Origin of the sequence: Salinisphaera sp. T5B8, from assembly GCF_040361255.1 — a bacterium.
GTDB lineage: Bacteria > Pseudomonadota > Gammaproteobacteria > Nevskiales > Salinisphaeraceae > Salinisphaera.
Window position 1 is genome coordinate 76,551 of the sequence record NZ_APNG01000001.1, and the last position, 17,200, is coordinate 93,750.

Genomic DNA, 17,200 nt, shown 5'->3' on the forward strand with positions numbered 1-17,200 from the left:
GTCCCTCAAGCCTGTTGTAGTGCGTAAGCCGAAGCGGTCGCGGCCGTGGGCGCGGCACTGGCCGTCGCCGGGGCGGCACCGTTACCGATCTGTTTCCAGGCCGAACCAATGTCGTCGAGCAGCGTATCCACGTGCGCGATCAGCGCGGTATCGCTCTTGATGTTGGCCCGGATCAGGGTACGGGTCATGTAATCGTATAGCGAATCCAGCCGTTCGGCGATCTCGCCGCCGCGCTCGATATCGAGCGCGGCACGCAGGCCGAGTTCGATGATATCGATCGCCTTGGACAACGCCTGGCCCTTGCCAGCGGAATCGCCTTGCGAAATAGCCCACTGGGCCCGCCCGAGGGCGCTGCGCGCGCCGTCGAACAGCAGCACGATCAATTGATGCGGGCTCGCGCTCATTGCGGCGGTTTCGACGCCGAGAGTCTTGTAAGCGCTTGCGGCACGGTTTGCGTAAGAAGCCATGAGCGTTCCTTGCCTTTAGTGTCTGTTTTGACTAATCGCCCTGATTGCTGAGCGACTTGAATTGCTGAGTGAGGTAATTACTGGTCGAGTTGATCGACGCCATCAGCGAGTCGAGCTGGACGAACTGCTTCTGATAGCGTGCGATGGTCGCGTCGATCGACTCCTGCTCGCGCTCCATGCGGTCGCCGAGCCTGTCGATACGCTGTTTCATGCCATCGCTGGCGGACTGCAACAGGCCGTTGTCACCGGCCACGGCATCGAGCGTGGATACCAGCACCTGCGACAGGCCGTCATTGCCGTCACTGCCGGCCATCAGCTGCCCGACATCGGCGAGATTGTTCGCCAGCGCCTCGTCGAGCGCTTCGTCGTCGATTTCCATGGTGCCGTCGCGCTGCAGACTGATGCCGATTTCGGCCAGCCCCGAGAACGTGCCGCCACTGATCGGCGTGTTCAGCGCACCGCGCACGCGTGTTTCGGCGGTACGCGCCGTCGAGTCGCCCAGCAGCACGCCGCTGATTTCTTTTTCCGCATCGAAGGCAGTGAGCTTGTCCGAAATCGAGTTGACGCTGTTGTAGGCCTTGACGAACTTCTGCAGCGCCGACTTCACGGCATCGGTGTCGCGCGTGGCGGTCAGCGATTGCGGCTCGGTGGTGGTTTTGGACAGCGTCAGGGTGACCCCGGCAATGGCCTCTTCCACACGGTTGGTCTGGCTGACGACGGCAATCCCGTTGACCGAGAGCTGGGCGTCGCGCGCGGCGACAGTTTCACTCATCGCGCCGCTGCCCGCGGCGCTGTCGTAATCGAGCAGATCCGCCAGCGGCGTGGAGCCGTCGTCATTGTTTTCTGCCACGCTCACCGAAATCTGCGAGTCGGTACCGGTGGTATTGGAAGACAACACCAGCCGGTAGGGCGTGCCGCTGCCATCATTGACGATCGAGGCATTAACGCCGATATCGGCAGCGTTGATCGCATCGCGAATGCCGGACAGGCTGCTGTCGGCGGCGTCGAGCTCGATATCCACGGTTTCGCTGACGTTACCGGCGCTATTGCCCAGCGACAGCGTGATCGTGCCGCCGTTGCCGATCTGCTCGTCTACGCTGGCCTGGCCGGCGCTGACCAGCGACTGGCTGCGGGCCAGCTGATCGACTTCGATGCTGTAGCTGCCCGGGTCGGCCTTTTCGCTGGCCACGGCGCTAAACGCGTCGCCCTCGACGCTGGTCTTGACGCCTTCGTAAAGACTGGCCTTGCCCAGCGCTTCGGCCGCGGACTGAAAATTGGCGAAGCTGCTTTGCAGCGTGCCATAGGCCGAGAACTTGGTGTTATAGCTACTGGCCTGTTTTTGCAGCGGAACCAGACGCTGCTGCTCGGACGTACGAAGCCCGTCCAGCAGCGAGCTCAGATCCAGTCCCGAGCCAATTCCTAGTGACGATGTAAGTGCCATGGCATACCTGCGAATAACGCCTGCTCGATACAACGAGCGTGGTTGCAGTGCCTATCGGCGCCGGGTCACGAATCCTTTAATGCATAAGCCAGGAAAAGAAAACTTTTTTCGGCCCGTTTTTCGCGAGCCTTGCCACGACGATGTTTACGGTGCCGTGGACCAGCTGCGTCCCGGCTTTTCGGCCTGCTGGCCATCGGGGCATTCGATCGTACGCGTGGCATAGGTACGCCCGCTTTCGCCGCTACACACGGTGGCACGATCCGGTTCGCCGTCGTAGCCATGCAGCCGATAGTTGTCGGGCAGATAATTCGACGGCCAGCGCTCGTTTTCCGGCGCCATGTAGATCTCGAGTTCGGGCGCTGGATAGCCGTACCCGTGGCGAGACGGCGCATGATGCGTGCCCTGGCCGGCGTGATTCGTGCCTGCATCAGGCGGTGGCGCGCCTGCGGCCTGGGCCCAGACCGGCGGGACGGCCATCGCTATGACGAATATCAGCGCGCCCGCGCCGGCCAGAGTGGGATTGATGCGTTTCATCCTGGATTTAACGGCCGCGACATTCCGATTCTTGAGCACAGCCGGCGTAGCCCAGGATCGACAGCCTGCATGCCATGGGCGCACGAAACGGGGCCGTGCGCAGGCACCTAAGCGCTCAACGCTTGTCGCGCGGCGTGTCCGAGTCCTGTTGTTCACGCCACTCCTCGAGGCTTTCGCTGTGTTTCTTCGGCCCGGGAGCGAACAGCCCGGAAACCGTACGCCCCAGATTGCGGTTGAATGCGCGCACGTTGTTGTAAAAGCCTTCGCCGGTTTGCTGCTTGCCGAACCAGCTGGAGATCGTACGATGCGCGGTCTGCAGGCCCACGGTGCCGGTATCCACGGCCTGTTCCACGCTTTCCTGGCGGCGCCGGAAGCGCTGGCGCGCACCCACCAGCAGGCCGGCATCGCCGTAGCCGGCGGCGAGCACACGAAAACGCTCGCCCGCGTCAGTAACGGCCATGTTCAGCCGGACCGCTGCCACGAGCACGGCCACGAACGCAACGATAACGGCGGCGATGACGATCATGAGCCGGTGGGGTGGAAGATATCCAGGTGCGCTTCGACACCCTGCTCGGCAAGCTGCTGCTTCATCTCGCGGGCGACGATTTCATAGACACGGCGACGAATCATGCGCGGTGCGACACCCACCAGAGCCGCGCCCCAGCGCGAACGCGCGCGTGCCAGGGTCATGGGGTTGATGACCTCCACGATGATGCGACTGCCGCTGACCTCGCTGAGCGCACCGGCCAGCTCTTCGTTGGCGTGCTCGAGATCATGGGCGAGCTGATCGATCTGGCCATTGAGCGCATCCAGCCGACGGTATGCACGCCAGAGCAGATAGCTCACCACGGCCAGGGCAAGCGCGAAAACAATACTGATACCGACTGCAAGCGTCATGGACTGTCTTCCGGACCGTGCCAATACTCGATGTCAGTGTGACGTGATCCGGCGCGCGATAGCAACTGTCAGGTGCGTGCTCACTCGCTACACTGGGTGCATTGGCTTGCCAGACGCTCTGAGCCCCGATGACGACTGCACCTGAAGTTCGAGACCTCGAAGGCCGCCGGATCGGCGTACCGGAATCGCGCCAGCTCGACCTGTTCGCCGACATGATCGAGCGCCGCGGCGCGGTCGCGCTACGCTGCCCGTTGGTGGATATCCGCGATACACCCGATCACGCGCATGTCCAGCGCTGGCTAAACGATGTTATCGACCACGGCCTGGACGACATGATCTGGCTGACCGGCGAAGGCCTGCGCCGGCTGCGCGACTTCGCCGAGCGCGACAGCCCCGAGCGCCTCACGCAGTTCATCGCGCGCCTCGACGCTGCCCGCACGATCACGCGCGGACCCAAGCCGGTACGCGAATTACGCGCACTCAAACTGCGCAGCGATGTCGCCGCTACCCAGCCGACGACCCAGGGCGTGATCGAAGCGCTGGCCGATATCGACCTGGCCGGGCATCGCGTGGGCGTACAGCTCTACGGCGAAGACCCCAACACGCCGCTAATGGATTTCCTTGCGCGCAAACAGGCCCATGTACAGGCGGTCGCGCCTTATGTCTACGCCGACGAGGCCGAAACGCCGCAGGTGCTGGATTTCATCGCGCGTATCGTGGCCGGCGAACTCGACGCGGTGGCTTTCACCAGTTCCCCACAGATCAAGCGCCTGTACAAGGTCGCCCGCGCCAACGAACGCGATGAAGCCCTTACCGCGGCCCTGAACGGGCTGTGTGTGGCCGCAGTGGGCCCACTGGTGGCCGAACGCCTCGAAGCCGAGGGTGTACAGGTCACGCTCATGCCCGACAGCAACTATTTCATGAAGCCACTGGTGCGCACGATGGTCGCACACTTCAACGCGGGCTCGGCGTGAGCGGGTAAGATCGCGTTTTCCTTGTATTGATTGTTCGACATGGCCAAGAAACGCTCTGCCCTGCCTGTGGCCTGTGCGCTCGGTTTGCTGGCACTCGTGCCGTTTGCGGCGGGCGTGTATTACGCCTATAGCGGCTATGCACTGGATGCACGCACCGCGCTGCGCTGGCTGTTGCCCTATCTGGCCACGATCGTGGCCTTCATCGGCGGCGTGCAATGGGGACGCATGCTCGCGGCCGGGCGCGCGGCGGGCCTGGACATGGCGCTGGCCGTGGTGCCGGCCATCGTCGCCTGGGGCGCGTTGCTCACGGCCGCGCCCTGGCGGGCCATTCTGCTGATCGCAGCGCTGTTGGCCGCCTGGCTGATCGACGAACACGGCGCACGGCGCGGCTGGCAAAGCCGTGGTTTTCTGCAGCTGCGCCGGCTACTCACCCTGGTGGTGACCCTGTGTATCGTGGCCATTGCCTGGCGGGTGAGCCGTGGCTGACGATCACGCAGACGCCGCGCTGACGGTCGAAACCCAGACGGTCACCGGTGCCGACGGCGGCTGTTGCCAGATAACCCATGTGCTCGCCGAGGCGGTCAACGCCCGCGCACCCGTGCTACTGGTCCCCGGCATGTTCACCGGGCGGCGCTTCTGGTTATCGGACAAGCAGATCGGCCTGGCCGCTTATCTGGCGCGACGCGGTTACCCGGGCGTGATCGTGCAACGCCGCGGGCTATCCGACTCGCCGGCCAGCCCCGGGCGCGCGGGGCTGATCGAGCACGTCAAATACGACCTGCCGGCCGTGCAACGCCACCTCCAGGCGCAGGACCCGCGGCCAGCCTTCTGGATCGGGCATTCATTCGGCGGCGTAATGAGCGCGCTGGCCTGTGCACGCTATCTGGAAGCCGAGGCGGTCGCGGGGCTGGTGCTGTTCGCCAGTCAATTCGAAGTCGGCAAACGTATGCTCGACTGGCCGGCCAATCGCCTCACCCGGGGTCTGGCTCGCCTGTTGGGGTATTTCCCCGCGCGTGCGGCCGGACTGGGCCCGGAAAACGAACCCACGGCTGCCATGATGGACGCGACCCATTGGGTGGAAACCGGTCGCCGCCAGGATTACCTGCGCGCCACGCTGGCCCGCGTGACCCAGCCGGTACTCGCCCTATCCGGCGCGGCCGACCGGGTCGACCCGAGCGCGGGCTGCGAACGTTTTATCGGCCATTTTTCCAGTACCGATACGCAATTCGAGCGCGCCGGCATCAGCCACGGCTACAGCGTGGATTTCGATCATCCGGGCATCGTGGTCAGCAAGCCCGCGCAGGCCGAGATCTGGCCGCGGGTCGCCGACTGGCTCGATACGCACACGTCATCCAGCCAGGCATGAAAAAGCCGGCCCGAAAACGGGCCGGCTCGTTATGGCTAACGCATTCAACCCGGCATGAAGCGTTTCATGCCGGGTTGGTCATCGCCCGGCGTAGGGCCTATCTCGCGACGACAGGCCCTAGGCGCCAATCAACGACTGGCCGCACACACGCAGTACATTGCCGGAGATACCGCCTGCGCCCGGGGTCGAGAGGAAGGTGATCGCCTCGGCCACATCGCGCGGCGTACCGCCCTGTGACAGCGACGACAGTCGGCGACCGCCCTCGCGTACGCCAAACGGCATTTCCGCGGTCATACGGGTTTCGATGAAGCCCGGCGCGACCGCGTTGACGGTCACCCCACGCTCGCGATCGCTGGTACCACGGCGTTCGACAAACCCGATCAGCCCGGCCTTGGTGGCGCCGTAGTTAGTCTGGCCGCGGTTGCCGGCGATACCGCCGATCGAACACAGACAGATCACACGGCCGTGCTCATTGATGATGTTCTCGCTATCGAGCACCTCGTCGACCTGGATGATCGCCTTGAGGTTGATGCTCATCACCATGTCCCAGTAATGATCGGGCATGTTGGCCAGCGTCTTGTCGCGGGTCACGCCGGCGTTATGAACAACGATATCCACACCGCCGAACTTGTCCTTGAAGAAATCCGCGATCTGGCGCGGCGCGTCGTCGGCCGTGATATCCAGCGGTAACGCGGTGCCGCCGAAACCGGCCACCGTTTCCTCCAGGGTGTCCTGATCCTGGGGAATATCCAGGCACACCACGGTGGCGCCTTCGCGGGCCAGTCGCTCCGCCGTGGCGGCACCGATGCCACGTGCGCCACCGGTGACCAGGGCCACCTTGTCCTTGAGGGGCTGGGTCGCCGGCAGCGTTTCCGGGATGTTGCCGGCCTTGGTGACGGTCAACGGCTGACCATCGACGAAGGTGCTGTAATCGGACAACAGAAAACGCAGCGGCGCGGTCACGCGCTCTTCGGCGCCCGGCTCGACATAGAGCATGTTGGCGGTCGAACCCAGCTGGCCGATTTCCTTGGCCAGCGAACGCACGAAGCCTTCCACAGCGCGCGCCGCGGCCGCCGCGGATACGGTTTCCATAGCCGAGGGCGGGCTCGACAGCACCACGATCCGCGCGTTGCGGGTGAGCTTGCGCGCTACCGGGTGAAAGAAGTCGTAGAGGCTATCGAGCTCGCCGACATCGGCCATGTTGGTGGCATCGAAAACCAGCGCGTCGAATTTTTCGTCGTCGGCAGGCGTGGGTTTGTCTGCACGCTGCACGTTCGCACCCGCCGCTTCGAGCGTGGTGCCGATATTCGCGATCACGCTCGCATTGGCGCTCGCGCCGATCAGAATCTTTTCGTCGTCGAGAAAGCGCTCCTGATAGGCGCCCTCATCGCGGGCGAGTTCGGTCGGGGTCGGCAGACCCAGCGTCTTGATGACATTGCGAACCGTCGAATTCGACGATGCCCGGACTAGATAATCACTCATGTGAACTCCTCGATTGAATGGCAGCGAGTCGGCCTGCGACCGCTCATCGTGCACTGCAACATGATTAAGTTTAGAGTAGCGCCTTGTCAAAGCAAGGCTCGTAACGCCCTATTTTTGGCAAATATCTTTAAACCGAACTGCTTGTCTGCGCGCATGACAGGCTGTATCGGACCAGTATCTGATGTGGCCTGCGGGCCCGCGCGCCTTGCTGTAGCATCATGCGAACAAGGTGTTTTCAAACGCCAGACTGGCTTTCGCAAGGCGCTGGCGCACGGCGTAGGAGGCAATAACGATATGACACGTGACGAGGATCACCTGCCCCTGGATTCGCGAACCCAGGCCGTGATCGACGGCCTGCCGCCGGACGAACGCGAACACCTGCACGGCTTGATGAAAAAGGCGGCTCGCCATCAACGCAGCATGCTCGAAACCGCGCTCGACGAGGCGGTGAGCATGGTGCCGGCGCCGCTGAGAAAACGCGTACAAAAACTATTCCTGGGTTCGGCATGAGGCATCCGGCGATTCAGGCGGAGCTGGTCAAGCTCGCACGCGTGCTCCAGACCGAGGTAGCCGAACTCGAACATCTGGACTACCTCGAAGCCGAGCGCCTGCGCGCCATGCGTGAAGGCATCACCGAAGCGCTTTTCGAAAAATTTCGTGCTTCATTCACCGGTTTTGCGCGACTGTCTTCGATTTTGCCGCTGGCGCTGAGCGCGCGCATCTCCGAACGCGTGCTCGGGCCGACGCTTTCGGGCCGTATCGCCGGCGAAATGCCGCCGCGCAAGGCGATCGATCTGTCGGCACGATTGTCGGACGACTTTCTTGCCGATACCTGCCTGCATATCGACCCGGTACGGGCCAAACCGATCATCGCCGGCTTTCCGGTCGAGCGCGCGATCGCGATTACGCGCCTGCTGCTGGCACGCGGCGAGATGATCACCATGGGTCGCTTCGTGGACGTGCTGCCGCGACAAACGCTGCTGGCGGCCACCGATGCCATCGAGCAGGAAAGCGATCTGCTGGAAATCGGTTTCTTCGTCGAGAGCAGCGACCAGCTCGACACGGTGATCGAGCATCTGGATACCGAGCGACGCAAGGCCATCGTGGCGGCTGCCGCCGCCGAAGGGTTATGGCCGGAAGTGATCGCCATGCTGCTGCGTATCGGCAAGGCATCGCGCCTGGCCATGGCCGAACTGGCCATGGCCCAGGACGCGACCATACTGGATTCGCTCATCCAGGCCGCGACCGAGGACGACCTCTGGCCGGCACTGCTACAGATCGCCGACGAGATGCCCGGCAGCATGATCGGCACATTGGCCCAGGAGCCGGCTTTTGCCGACGCGGCGGTGATACGCAGCGTGATCGACTCGGTCATCGCCAACGACCTGTGGGCGCGCTTTCGCAACCAGACACCGTCGATGGGCGCCGCCCAGGTTGCACGCGTGCTGGAAGTCGCCGCCGAGCAACGCAAACCGTTCCTCTGGGAACTCGATCGCCGTTTGCAGGAACAGGACAGCGATCTGGCGGTGCTACGCGAAGCCAGTGCCCAGCTTGCGCCCGATGTGCGCCTGCGCGCACAACAGGCATGCGCCGGTGGCCTGCTCGCTGACACGCTGGCCGCCTAGCCGTACTCGGCTTCGACCTTGTCTACCTCGGCGATGTATTCCTGCATCGCATCTTCGCTGCTCTTGCCCTTCATATCGGCCCAGGCCTGCCATTTGTAGCGCGCGATCGGGTTGAGCATGCCGGGCTTTTTGCCTTGTACATCCCCGTCGACGGCCTGACGATAGAGCGCGTACATCTTGAGCTTGTATTCATTGGACGGTTTGAAACCGCCGTCCTCGGGCGCGTTACGAACTTTTTCGACCGCTTCCTGAAAACGGCTTTCCAGATCGGACATAGCCAAAAGACTCCCGTGTCGGTGGTTAATGAGCGGCTGACGTCAGTCGCGGCGCCAGCCATTCGGCGATTGCGGCATACACATCGTCGTGGTGCACGAGCGCAAAATGATTCATGCCATAGAAGATCCGGCCATCCTGATCGCGCGCGCGCAGGCGCCGAGCCGGCGTGTCGGCATGGCCCACCGCGCTGGTCACGGGCACCAGCAGATCGCCGAACCAGCGGCCAAGCGGGTCGTCGCCGCGGCGCCCGAGCGTGGCTGCCACCAGAAAATGGCCGACATGATCGGGGCTGGCGAGTGCCTCGGCCGGCGTGGGTTTCACGCCGGTATCCTGCTGCCAGTCCTCATCACGCAGGTGACCGTGACTGAGATCCTTGACCCCGGCGCTGCGTATTTCGCCGATCACGGACAGCGGCTGCGTATAGGGCAGGCGCGTGAGCATATGCGTGACCTGACGGCCCAGGCGTTCCAGCGGCGCGCCCAGATGCGGCGAGCCCAGCAGCACCATGTCCGACAGCGCGCGCAGCCAGTCCTGGCCCGCCTGTTCGCCGTAGTGACACGCGCTTCGCGCCACCAGCCCGCCCATGCTGTGGCCAACCAGCGTCAGGCGTTCGATCGCGACCGGGTAATTCGTATACAGCGTCTGCAGCAAGGCGGCGAGATCGCGGCCATTCTGGGAAATATGCCGACCACTGTTGTAGCGCAGGCGTAACGGCGTATAGCCGAAGTCGCGTGCCAGACGCTGCCCGAAGTCGGCGCGATCCGACTGGCGCCATTGCTGGTCGTTCATCCCCAGGCCGTGGATAAGTATCACCACCCGCGGACTCGGACTGGCCAGCGCACCGCGCAGGCCGTCGGCACTGGTATCGAGCGCGCGCCCGGCCTCATCCACAAGGGTCATGGACAAGGCGAGCTCGTTGTCGCTGCGCTCGAGATAGTCGCCGAATGCGCCATTAAGCGCACTGTGCACGCCCAGCGCCAGCCGCTGCGGCATATCGCGCTTGCGTTCGGGCACCAGGGTTTCCGCCAGGCCTGCGGCCTGACGAACGCCGAAAAAGCTCAATCGGCCGATATCGCGCACCCGGCCGTAGATGAAATCGCTGCCGCGCCCGATCGGTCGGGCAGGCGGCGCAAGACGCCCGACCGTGCGGGTAACCGCCTGGTGGATGCCGTTGACGATATTCACCGAGCCCACGAACGCGTCGGCGGCCATGGATAGGCCGCCGCGCAACCACACGCCGCGGGCGGCGACCGTGGGCGCGACCTGCGATCTTGGCACGAGTGCATGCGATGACTTGTCGGTCGACGTTGTTCTGGAATCAGACATAACGATTCAGCTTCGACATTGCCAGGACAGCGTACTCAACAACTGGCCCAGGGCGAGCAGATGCCCGCCGAGAATCGCCTTGCCGGTCACCATCAGCGACGCGGCGATATCGCGGTCGGGATCGGCCCAGCCGAGAATATTCATGAAGCCCAGATGCCCATAGGCATGCCCGGTCATCGGCCCGTACAGACCGAACGGATTCACGCCCAGCATCAGACCTTCGCTATAGCGCATGGGGATCTTGAGCGTATGGTCGTAGCGCAGCCGCACCGCCGGTCGCACCGCACGCCGAATGGTCGCGGGCGCCAGCACCTGGTGGCCTTCGTAGGCGCCGCCGTCGAGCATCATCTGATAGAAGCGCGACAATTCCTCGGCGGTGGCATACAGATTGCCGGCCGGCACCACCGCGTCCATGAAATAGTCGCGGTTGGATACATCGACCACTTCGGAAAAATGGGCCGACAAAGCCTGCTTGGCCAGCAGGGAAATCGGGAAACGCACCGGCTGACCGGCCACATAATTGGTAGCTACGCGCGCCCGCTCGGATTTCTCCAAACCGAACGTGAAATAACGCATGCCCAGCGGCTGACGAAAGCGGCTGTCCAAATAATCGGTGAACGCCATGCCGGTCACACGCTGGATCACCTCGGCAAGAATGAACCCGCCGGTGATCGCATGATAAGCCAGCCGCTTACCGCCCTTTTCAGCCGGCGCGGCACAGATCAGCTCGATGCAGCGATCCCAGTCGAGCAGGGTCTCCGGCCCGTCGGCGGCATCGACATCGAACATGGGAAAACCACCCTGATGCGACAGCACCTGGGCGATGGTGGTGCGATCCTTGCCGCCGCCGGTGAACTCCGGCAAGTAATGGGAGACCCGATTATCCAGATCGATCCCGCCCTCTTCGGCGAGCTTGTGCACCAGCATGGCGGTAATCGCCTTGCTCGCCGAAAACAGGCATATCGGCGTATCCGGCTCGGCCAGACGCGCATGCGCGCCGCGACTTTCGCCCGGGCCGCCGCCATGGGCATAGCCGATCGAGCGATTGAGCACGATCTGCCCGCGTCGACGCAGGCAGAACGTAACCGCCGGATAGGCGCCCGTACGATAGAGCGCCTCCACACTCGACCAGATCGAGTCGACCGCGCCCGCGGTCAGCCCGGCCTCGTGTGGCGACGCCTCCGCAGCAGCATCCACGCCGGTAATTCCGGCGAGGTTGCCGTCACCAACGTCGACCAGTCGTGCGCCGAGCAGGTTCCGGGTCATGACGCGATTCGCAGATCCGCGGGCCGGCCTTCAGCGCGACGTGCCTCCTCCGACAGCGGATTGACCAGATATTCCTTGCTGAAGTCGTCGGTCAGCAGCACGTCGTAGCGCAGCCGATCGTACTCGCGAATCTGATCGGCCTGGTCGGCGCTGAGCAACTGCTTGGACAACGCGTCCTGCAGTTGATCTTCCACGGTTTCGCCTTCGATCTCGCCATGCTTCACGCCACGCAGGAAATCGCTGTAGAAGCTATCGACCTGCTGGAGTTTTTCGAAGGCGTTCATCAGACGACCGGTGGGGTCGTTCTCGCCGCGACCGATATAGAGGTCGTAGCTCATGCGCTTGCCGAACTCCGAATCCAGTTTCATACCCAGCATCATGTCGCAAACGGCGGCGTTCTGGCGATCGGTCGGGCCCGAGAAGCGACGCCCGCGTGGCAGCGCGATGAGCTTGAGCACCGGGCGCGCCGCCTTGACCGGGTAATTGCGCACGAACTCGTGGAAGGCGTTTTCGATCGCGTGCAGGTGATACTCCAGCGCCCAGGTGGCATGCACCTTGTCTTCGTCGGTGCCGCCGTTGACTTCGAAGCCCTTGAGCGTGGCCGAGGCCATATACAAGTGACTCAGCACATCACCCAGACGCGCGGACGTCGACTCCTTGAGCTTGAGCGCACCACCGAGCGTGCCCATCGACAGATCGGCACAGAATGCCAACGCCGCCGAGAAGCGCTCCAGGTGCTGGTAATAGCCGGACATGGCGTTGTCGACCGGCGCCTTGGCCAGGCGCGCACCGGTAATACCCAGCGTGAACGCGCGCACCGCCCGGTTCACCGAATAGCCGATATGCGAGAACAGCAGACGGTCGAACTCCTGCAGGCCGGCGTTGAAATCCGGATTGTGCGCGGCTTCCATCTCGCTATAGACATAGGGATGGCAGCGAATCGCACCCTGGCCGAACACCATCAGGCTGCGCGTCATGATATTCGCGCCTTCGACGGTAATCGCAACGGGCAGGGCCTGATAGGCCGCGGCCAGATAGTTGCGCGGGCCCATGATGATGCCGCGCCCGGAATGAATATCCATCGAATGAGTGATGACCGTGCGCATCATCTCGGTGGCGTGGTACTTGATCATTGCCGTGACCACACTCGGCGTGCAGTGATCCACGCCCGAGGCGGTGAGGTTACGCACGTTCTCGAGAATATAGGCATAGCCGCCGATCACGCCCAGGCCTTCCTGAACGCCTTCGAAGTTGCCGATTTCGGTACCGAACTGACGACGGATCCGCGAATAGGCCGCAGTGATACCGTACATGCCCTTGCCGGTGGCCGTGGACAGCGCCGGCAGCGAAATACCGCGCCCGGCCGACAGGCATTCCACCAGCATGCGCCAACCCTTGCCGGCCTTGTCCGGTCCACCGATGATCGCATCGATCGGCACGAACACGTCCTCGCCCTGGATCGGGCCGTTCATGAACGTTGCACCCGGGAAGTGACGACGGCCGATCTTCACGCCGGGCGTGTCGGTGGCCAGCAGCGCGCAGGTAATACCGTAGTCAACCGTATCCGGGTCGCCGAGCAGGCCATCCGGGTCCTTGAGCTTGAAGGCCAGCCCCATCATCGTCGCGACCGGCGCGAGGGTGATATAGCGCTTGTTGAAGTTCAGCGACAGACCCAGCACTTCCTCGCCGTCGATGGTGCGCTTACACACGATGCCGGTATCGGGCATCTTGGTGGCATCCGAGCCGACTTCCACGCCGGTGAGCGCGAAACAGGGCAACTCCTTGCCCGAGGCCAGACCCGGCAGCCATTTTTCCTGTTGTTCCTTGGTGCCGTAGTGGGTGAGCAGTTCGCCCGGCCCCAGGGAGTTCGGCACCATCACGGTGACCGCCGCGGTCAGCGAACGTGTGGCGATCTTGGCCACCACGCAGGACTGGCCATAGGCCGAAAAACCGAGGCCGCCGTGCTCTTTGGGAATGAGCATGGCAAAGAAGCCGTTGCTACGGATGTAGTCCCAGACGTCTTCGGGCAGGTCCTTGAGCTCGAAGTTGACCTGCCAGTCGTCGATCATCGCGCATAGCTTTTCGGTCTCGTTATCGAGGAACGACTGCTCTTCGGCGGTCAGTTGGGTCAGCTGGAAATCGTGCAGTTGCTTCCAGTCAGGCCGGCCGCGAAACATCTCGGCTTCCCACCAGACATCGCCGGCTTCCAGGGCTTCCTTTTCGGTCGGGCCCATTTCCGGAAGAATCTTGCGGAACACGCCATACAAACGTTTAGTCATCAATGCGCGCCGCAGCGGCACGATATTGAAGATGGCCAACGGCACGCCGATCAACACAGCAACGACAGCCACACCGGTCGGCCCAAGTACGCCAACAGCCCATAGCGCAGCCACGACAGCGACCGTTACCCCGGTGAATACCGGCAGCGATACACCGCGGTAGAGCAACGTCCAATACAGGCTAACCAGTACTAGTGCGACAATAGTTGCTGTCATGACTATAGGTTTCCGTCTTTGAACGGGTTGTCATCGCCGCCGATGCCCTCATCTCATGGAGGCATGACGGTACGTCCCGTTTTCGAAAAAGAATGGTTTTCAGATAATAGCAAGACGACTCTGCTCGTCAAGCAGGCATAAGCACGTGAAAGAAACAGATCCGAAGTCATCCACTCGCAAGCCGCGCCGTCGCGGTTATCGCGGACTTAGCGCTGAACAGCTCAGAACGCAGCGCTATCAGCGGCTTATAGCCGCCGGCACTGATTTGTTCGGCGAACGCGGATATGCCGCCACACCGATCGAGGCCGTGTGTTCGCATGCCAAGGTTTCGACGCGCCACTTCTATGAGCAGTTCGAAGGCCGCGAATCGATTCTGCATGCCGTGCACGCTGAGCTGGTGCAACGCATGGACCAGATCGTGCGCGCGTCGTTGACCGAAACGCGCACGCCGCTGACCCAGCGTGTCGCCGACACCATCGAAGCCGCTGTCTATTTCCTGCTCGATGATCCGCGCCGCGGGCGCATTCTGTGTATCGAGGCGGTGGGCGTATCCGAGGTCATGGAGAAAAAGCGCCGCGAGACCACACACCAGCTGGCCGAAATCATCCGCCGCTATGCCGAACTCATGGCCGAAAACGGTGTGCTGCCCGCGCGTGACTACCACCTGCCCTCAGTCGCACTGGTGGGCATGTTCAACGAACTCATCGCCGAGTGGTTGACCGAAGACACCGGCCTGACCGCGGCCGAAATGGCGCGCGAAGCCAAGATCATGTTCCGCGCCATGATCTTTGGCGCCCAGCATTACGAAGCCACCGAATCCGACGAAGACCCGCTGGACAAGGCGGCCTCGGAATAAGGGGGCCGCTTGATTGTGTACGAGACGCACTTGGCTGCGCTCAGGGCAGGCAGGTTATCCGCCAATGAACGCGAAAACGCGCGAATAAGGCAAGACACCGATCGCGTGAAGCCTAGCGGGCCAATGTTCACGCCGCGTGCTGAACTTCGTACATAATCCAAAGCGGGCTTGAGCCGGGCGGTGTCTACACACCGCCCGGCTCGATTCAGTCTTGCGCAGCCCGGCGCTGGCCGGGGTTTTCCCGGCCGCGACGGTCTGGCGCTAGAGCTGGATATCGCCGTCGGCGAGCGCCTCCCGCGTTTCGCCGTCGATCGGCTCGTAACGATCGGCGCCTGATTTGAGCATATAGACGGGTTCGTCGCCTTCAGGGCTATAGCCCTGCTTCTTGAGATCGACCTTGCGGTATTTCATCGTGCCGGTGACTTCCTGCTCGGGGCGCAGGCGAATGAACACCGGCACGGCATAGTCGGGCAGTTCGTCACGCAGATGGCTGACCAGCGCGCCCCAGTCGATATCCTCCAGGTCGCGCACCGGCGTAATCGCGGCCATACCGGCGCGGCCGTCGCTGTGGGGGACCTCCACCCCGTAGACCACCGATTCCTCGATCTGGCTGAAGGCGTTGAGTGCGTTCTCCACCTGCGTGGTCGCCACGTTTTCGCCTTTCCAGCGGAAGGTATCGCCCAACCGGTCGACAAAGGCGATATGACGCATGCCCTGTCGGCGTACGAGATCGCCGGTATTGAAATAGCAATCGTCTTTCTTGAACACGCCGCGAAAGAGCTTCTTCTCGCTGGCTTCCGGGTCGGTATAGCCTTCGAAGGGCGCGAAATCGGTCACCTTGTTGAGCAACAGGCCGACTTCCCCCTTGTCGACCTCTTTCATCCGCCCCTTGTCGTCGGTCACCGGCTCCTCGGTTTCCGGATCGTATTCGACCACCGCGAACGGCAACGGGCAGAAACCGGCGGTGCGATCCATGTTGAAGCCGTTGACGAAGATGAGATTACCTTCGCTGGCGCCATAGAACTCGCAAATGCGATCGATGCCGAAACGGTCCTTGAACTCGTCCCAGATATCCGGGCGCAGACCGTTGCCGATCACCGCACGTACATGATGGTTGCGATCGTTTTCGTCGGGATCGGCCTGCAGCAGATAACGACACAACTCGCCGATATAGCAGAACACCGTGGCCTTGTGATGGCGCACATCCGGCCAGAAACCACTCACACTGAACTTGGGCGCGAGCGCGAAGGTCGCCCCGGCACACAGTACCGACGACCACGACACCGTCAGGGCGTTGTTGTGATACAGCGGCAACGGGCAATAAAAACGATCTTCCGGCGTCAGGCGCAACCCGGCCATGCCCAGACCGGCCCCGCCGCGCAGCCATCGCACATGGCTCATGCGCGATGCCTTGGGCATGCCCGTGGTGCCCGAGGTGAAGATATAGAAGCAGGTGTCCTTGGACGACACGTCAGCCGCGTCGTCGAGGTTACCGGTCGGCTCATTGGCCGCCTCGGCCAGGAAATCGGTCCAGCCGTCGGGCGCCGGGGCGGCCGCGGCACGGCTGCTGTCGGGCACCAGCCAGAGCGGGTTCAGATCGGCGATGCCGGACTCGCCGCGAATCTCTTCGAAGGCATCGAACAGTTCGTCGCCCACAAGCATGGCCTTGGGCTTGACCGTACCCAGGCTGTGCGCAAGCACGTCGCCGCGCTGTTTGGTATTGCACATCGCCGCGGCCGCACCGAGCTTGGCAAGCGCGGCCACGATGAACAGCGTTTCCGGGCGGTTGCCCAGCAACACACCCACCACATCGCCTTTTTCGATCCCGCCAGCCTTGAGCACGCGCGCATAGCGATTGGCATTGGCGTTGAGCTGGGCGTAGGTATAACGCTGATTTTCGTAGGTGATCGCGTCGTGCTGGGGACGACGCCCGGCATGGTCTTCGATCAGGGTCGCGATCGTGATGTTGTCGCGAAAGCGCGACTTGAGCAGGATGCCCGCGCCCTTGAGCACCCGATCGACGCCGCTGAGCTTGTCGGCGGTGGGTTTCAATACGTCCCAGACATTCAGGGTGTCGCGCTCGGATTCACTCATTGGCCGGTCTCCTCGTGCCGTATGATTTCTGTATAGCGAAACGATGCCTTTTCGGCTTTTTTAGCTTAACAGCCCGATACGCACTCGGGCAGACCCCGGCG

Annotated in this window: 17 protein-coding genes; 6 read left to right on the forward strand and 11 right to left on the reverse strand. The window is 62.9% G+C overall.

The genetic code is table 11. The features are described from left to right. Window positions 1-5: 5 nt before the first annotated feature. From fliS to T5B8_RS00410, 5 genes are all read right to left on the reverse strand, one after another. Window positions 6-467, reverse strand: a complete 462-nt coding sequence (gene fliS / locus T5B8_RS00390; protein ID WP_353175244.1) for a flagellar export chaperone FliS — start codon at window positions 465-467, stop codon at window positions 6-8. A 31-nt stretch (window positions 468-498) separates the two neighbouring features. After that, complete coding sequence (fliD, locus tag T5B8_RS00395; protein ID WP_353175245.1) at window positions 499-1,908, reverse strand: flagellar filament capping protein FliD; 1,410 nt, start codon at window positions 1,906-1,908, stop codon at window positions 499-501. 144 nt (window positions 1,909-2,052) lie between these two features. Next, window positions 2,053-2,442 (reverse strand): hypothetical protein, encoded by a 390-nt coding sequence (locus T5B8_RS00400; protein ID WP_353175247.1) that lies wholly within the window; start codon window positions 2,440-2,442, stop codon window positions 2,053-2,055. 115 nt (window positions 2,443-2,557) lie between these two features. Beyond that, a complete protein-coding gene (locus T5B8_RS00405) occupies window positions 2,558-2,968 on the reverse strand; it encodes a hypothetical protein (protein WP_353175249.1) in 411 nt (136 codons plus the stop codon). Beyond that, window positions 2,965-3,339, reverse strand: a complete 375-nt coding sequence (locus T5B8_RS00410) for a hypothetical protein (RefSeq protein ID WP_353175251.1) — start codon at window positions 3,337-3,339, stop codon at window positions 2,965-2,967. The genes T5B8_RS00405 and T5B8_RS00410 overlap by 4 nt, the downstream gene beginning before the upstream one ends. Window positions 3,340-3,467: 128 nt before the next feature. On the opposite strand from T5B8_RS00410, the gene T5B8_RS00415 reads away from it, so the two are divergent. The 3 genes from T5B8_RS00415 to T5B8_RS00425 are packed head-to-tail and all read left to right on the forward strand — an operon-like array spanning window position 3,468 to window position 5,679. Next, on the forward strand, window positions 3,468-4,313 hold the full coding sequence (locus T5B8_RS00415) for a uroporphyrinogen-III synthase (RefSeq protein ID WP_353175252.1): 846 nt from the start codon (window positions 3,468-3,470) through the stop codon (window positions 4,311-4,313). A 39-nt stretch (window positions 4,314-4,352) separates the two neighbouring features. Continuing rightward, complete coding sequence (locus T5B8_RS00420) at window positions 4,353-4,799, forward strand: DUF3429 domain-containing protein (RefSeq protein ID WP_353175254.1); 447 nt, start codon at window positions 4,353-4,355, stop codon at window positions 4,797-4,799. Further along, window positions 4,792-5,679, forward strand: coding sequence for an alpha/beta fold hydrolase (locus T5B8_RS00425; RefSeq protein WP_353175256.1), 888 nt, complete (start codon window positions 4,792-4,794; stop codon window positions 5,677-5,679). Before T5B8_RS00420 ends, T5B8_RS00425 begins: the two co-directional genes overlap by 8 nt. Window positions 5,680-5,796: 117 nt before the next feature. Here the strand turns inward: T5B8_RS00425 and T5B8_RS00430 are convergent, their stop codons facing one another. Next, complete coding sequence (locus T5B8_RS00430) at window positions 5,797-7,161, reverse strand: 3-oxoacyl-ACP reductase (protein ID WP_353175258.1); 1,365 nt, start codon at window positions 7,159-7,161, stop codon at window positions 5,797-5,799. 294 nt (window positions 7,162-7,455) lie between these two features. Here T5B8_RS00430 and T5B8_RS00435 point away from each other — a divergent pair, with 294 nt between their 5' ends. Together T5B8_RS00435 and T5B8_RS00440 are read left to right on the forward strand one after the other, a co-directional pair. Then, window positions 7,456-7,671: a hypothetical protein gene (locus T5B8_RS00435; RefSeq protein ID WP_353175260.1), complete on the forward strand. Its 216-nt coding sequence runs from the start codon at window positions 7,456-7,458 to the stop codon at window positions 7,669-7,671. After that, the gene (locus T5B8_RS00440) at window positions 7,668-8,786 is read left to right on the forward strand and encodes a hypothetical protein (RefSeq protein ID WP_353175262.1); all 1,119 of its coding nucleotides are present in this window, start codon (window positions 7,668-7,670) and stop codon (window positions 8,784-8,786) included. Before T5B8_RS00435 ends, T5B8_RS00440 begins: the two co-directional genes overlap by 4 nt. Here the strand turns inward: T5B8_RS00440 and T5B8_RS00445 are convergent. From T5B8_RS00445 to T5B8_RS00460, 4 genes are read right to left on the reverse strand one after another with little or no spacing between them, the layout of a single operon-like run. After that, window positions 8,783-9,061, reverse strand: coding sequence for an acyl-CoA-binding protein (locus tag T5B8_RS00445; protein WP_353175263.1), 279 nt, complete (start codon window positions 9,059-9,061; stop codon window positions 8,783-8,785). The genes T5B8_RS00440 and T5B8_RS00445 overlap by 4 nt on opposite strands. 25 nt (window positions 9,062-9,086) lie before the next feature. Next, the gene (locus tag T5B8_RS00450; protein ID WP_353175264.1) at window positions 9,087-10,388 is read right to left on the reverse strand and encodes an alpha/beta hydrolase; all 1,302 of its coding nucleotides are present in this window, start codon (window positions 10,386-10,388) and stop codon (window positions 9,087-9,089) included. 6 nt (window positions 10,389-10,394) lie between these two features. Beyond that, entirely contained in the window at window positions 10,395-11,654 is a 1,260-nt protein-coding gene (locus T5B8_RS00455) for a serine hydrolase domain-containing protein (protein WP_353175265.1), read from the reverse strand. After that, window positions 11,651-14,149: an acyl-CoA dehydrogenase gene (locus T5B8_RS00460; protein WP_353175266.1), complete on the reverse strand. Its 2,499-nt coding sequence runs from the start codon at window positions 14,147-14,149 to the stop codon at window positions 11,651-11,653. The genes T5B8_RS00455 and T5B8_RS00460 overlap by 4 nt, the downstream gene beginning before the upstream one ends. 145 nt (window positions 14,150-14,294) lie before the next feature. On the opposite strand from T5B8_RS00460, the gene T5B8_RS00465 reads away from it, so the two are divergent. Next, entirely contained in the window at window positions 14,295-15,005 is a 711-nt protein-coding gene (locus tag T5B8_RS00465) for a TetR/AcrR family transcriptional regulator (RefSeq protein WP_353175268.1), read from the forward strand. Between the two features lie 261 nt (window positions 15,006-15,266). On the opposite strand, the gene T5B8_RS00470 is transcribed toward T5B8_RS00465, so the two are convergent. Continuing rightward, window positions 15,267-17,099, reverse strand: a complete 1,833-nt coding sequence (locus tag T5B8_RS00470; protein WP_353175270.1) for a long-chain-acyl-CoA synthetase — start codon at window positions 17,097-17,099, stop codon at window positions 15,267-15,269. Window positions 17,100-17,200 lie beyond the last annotated feature (101 nt).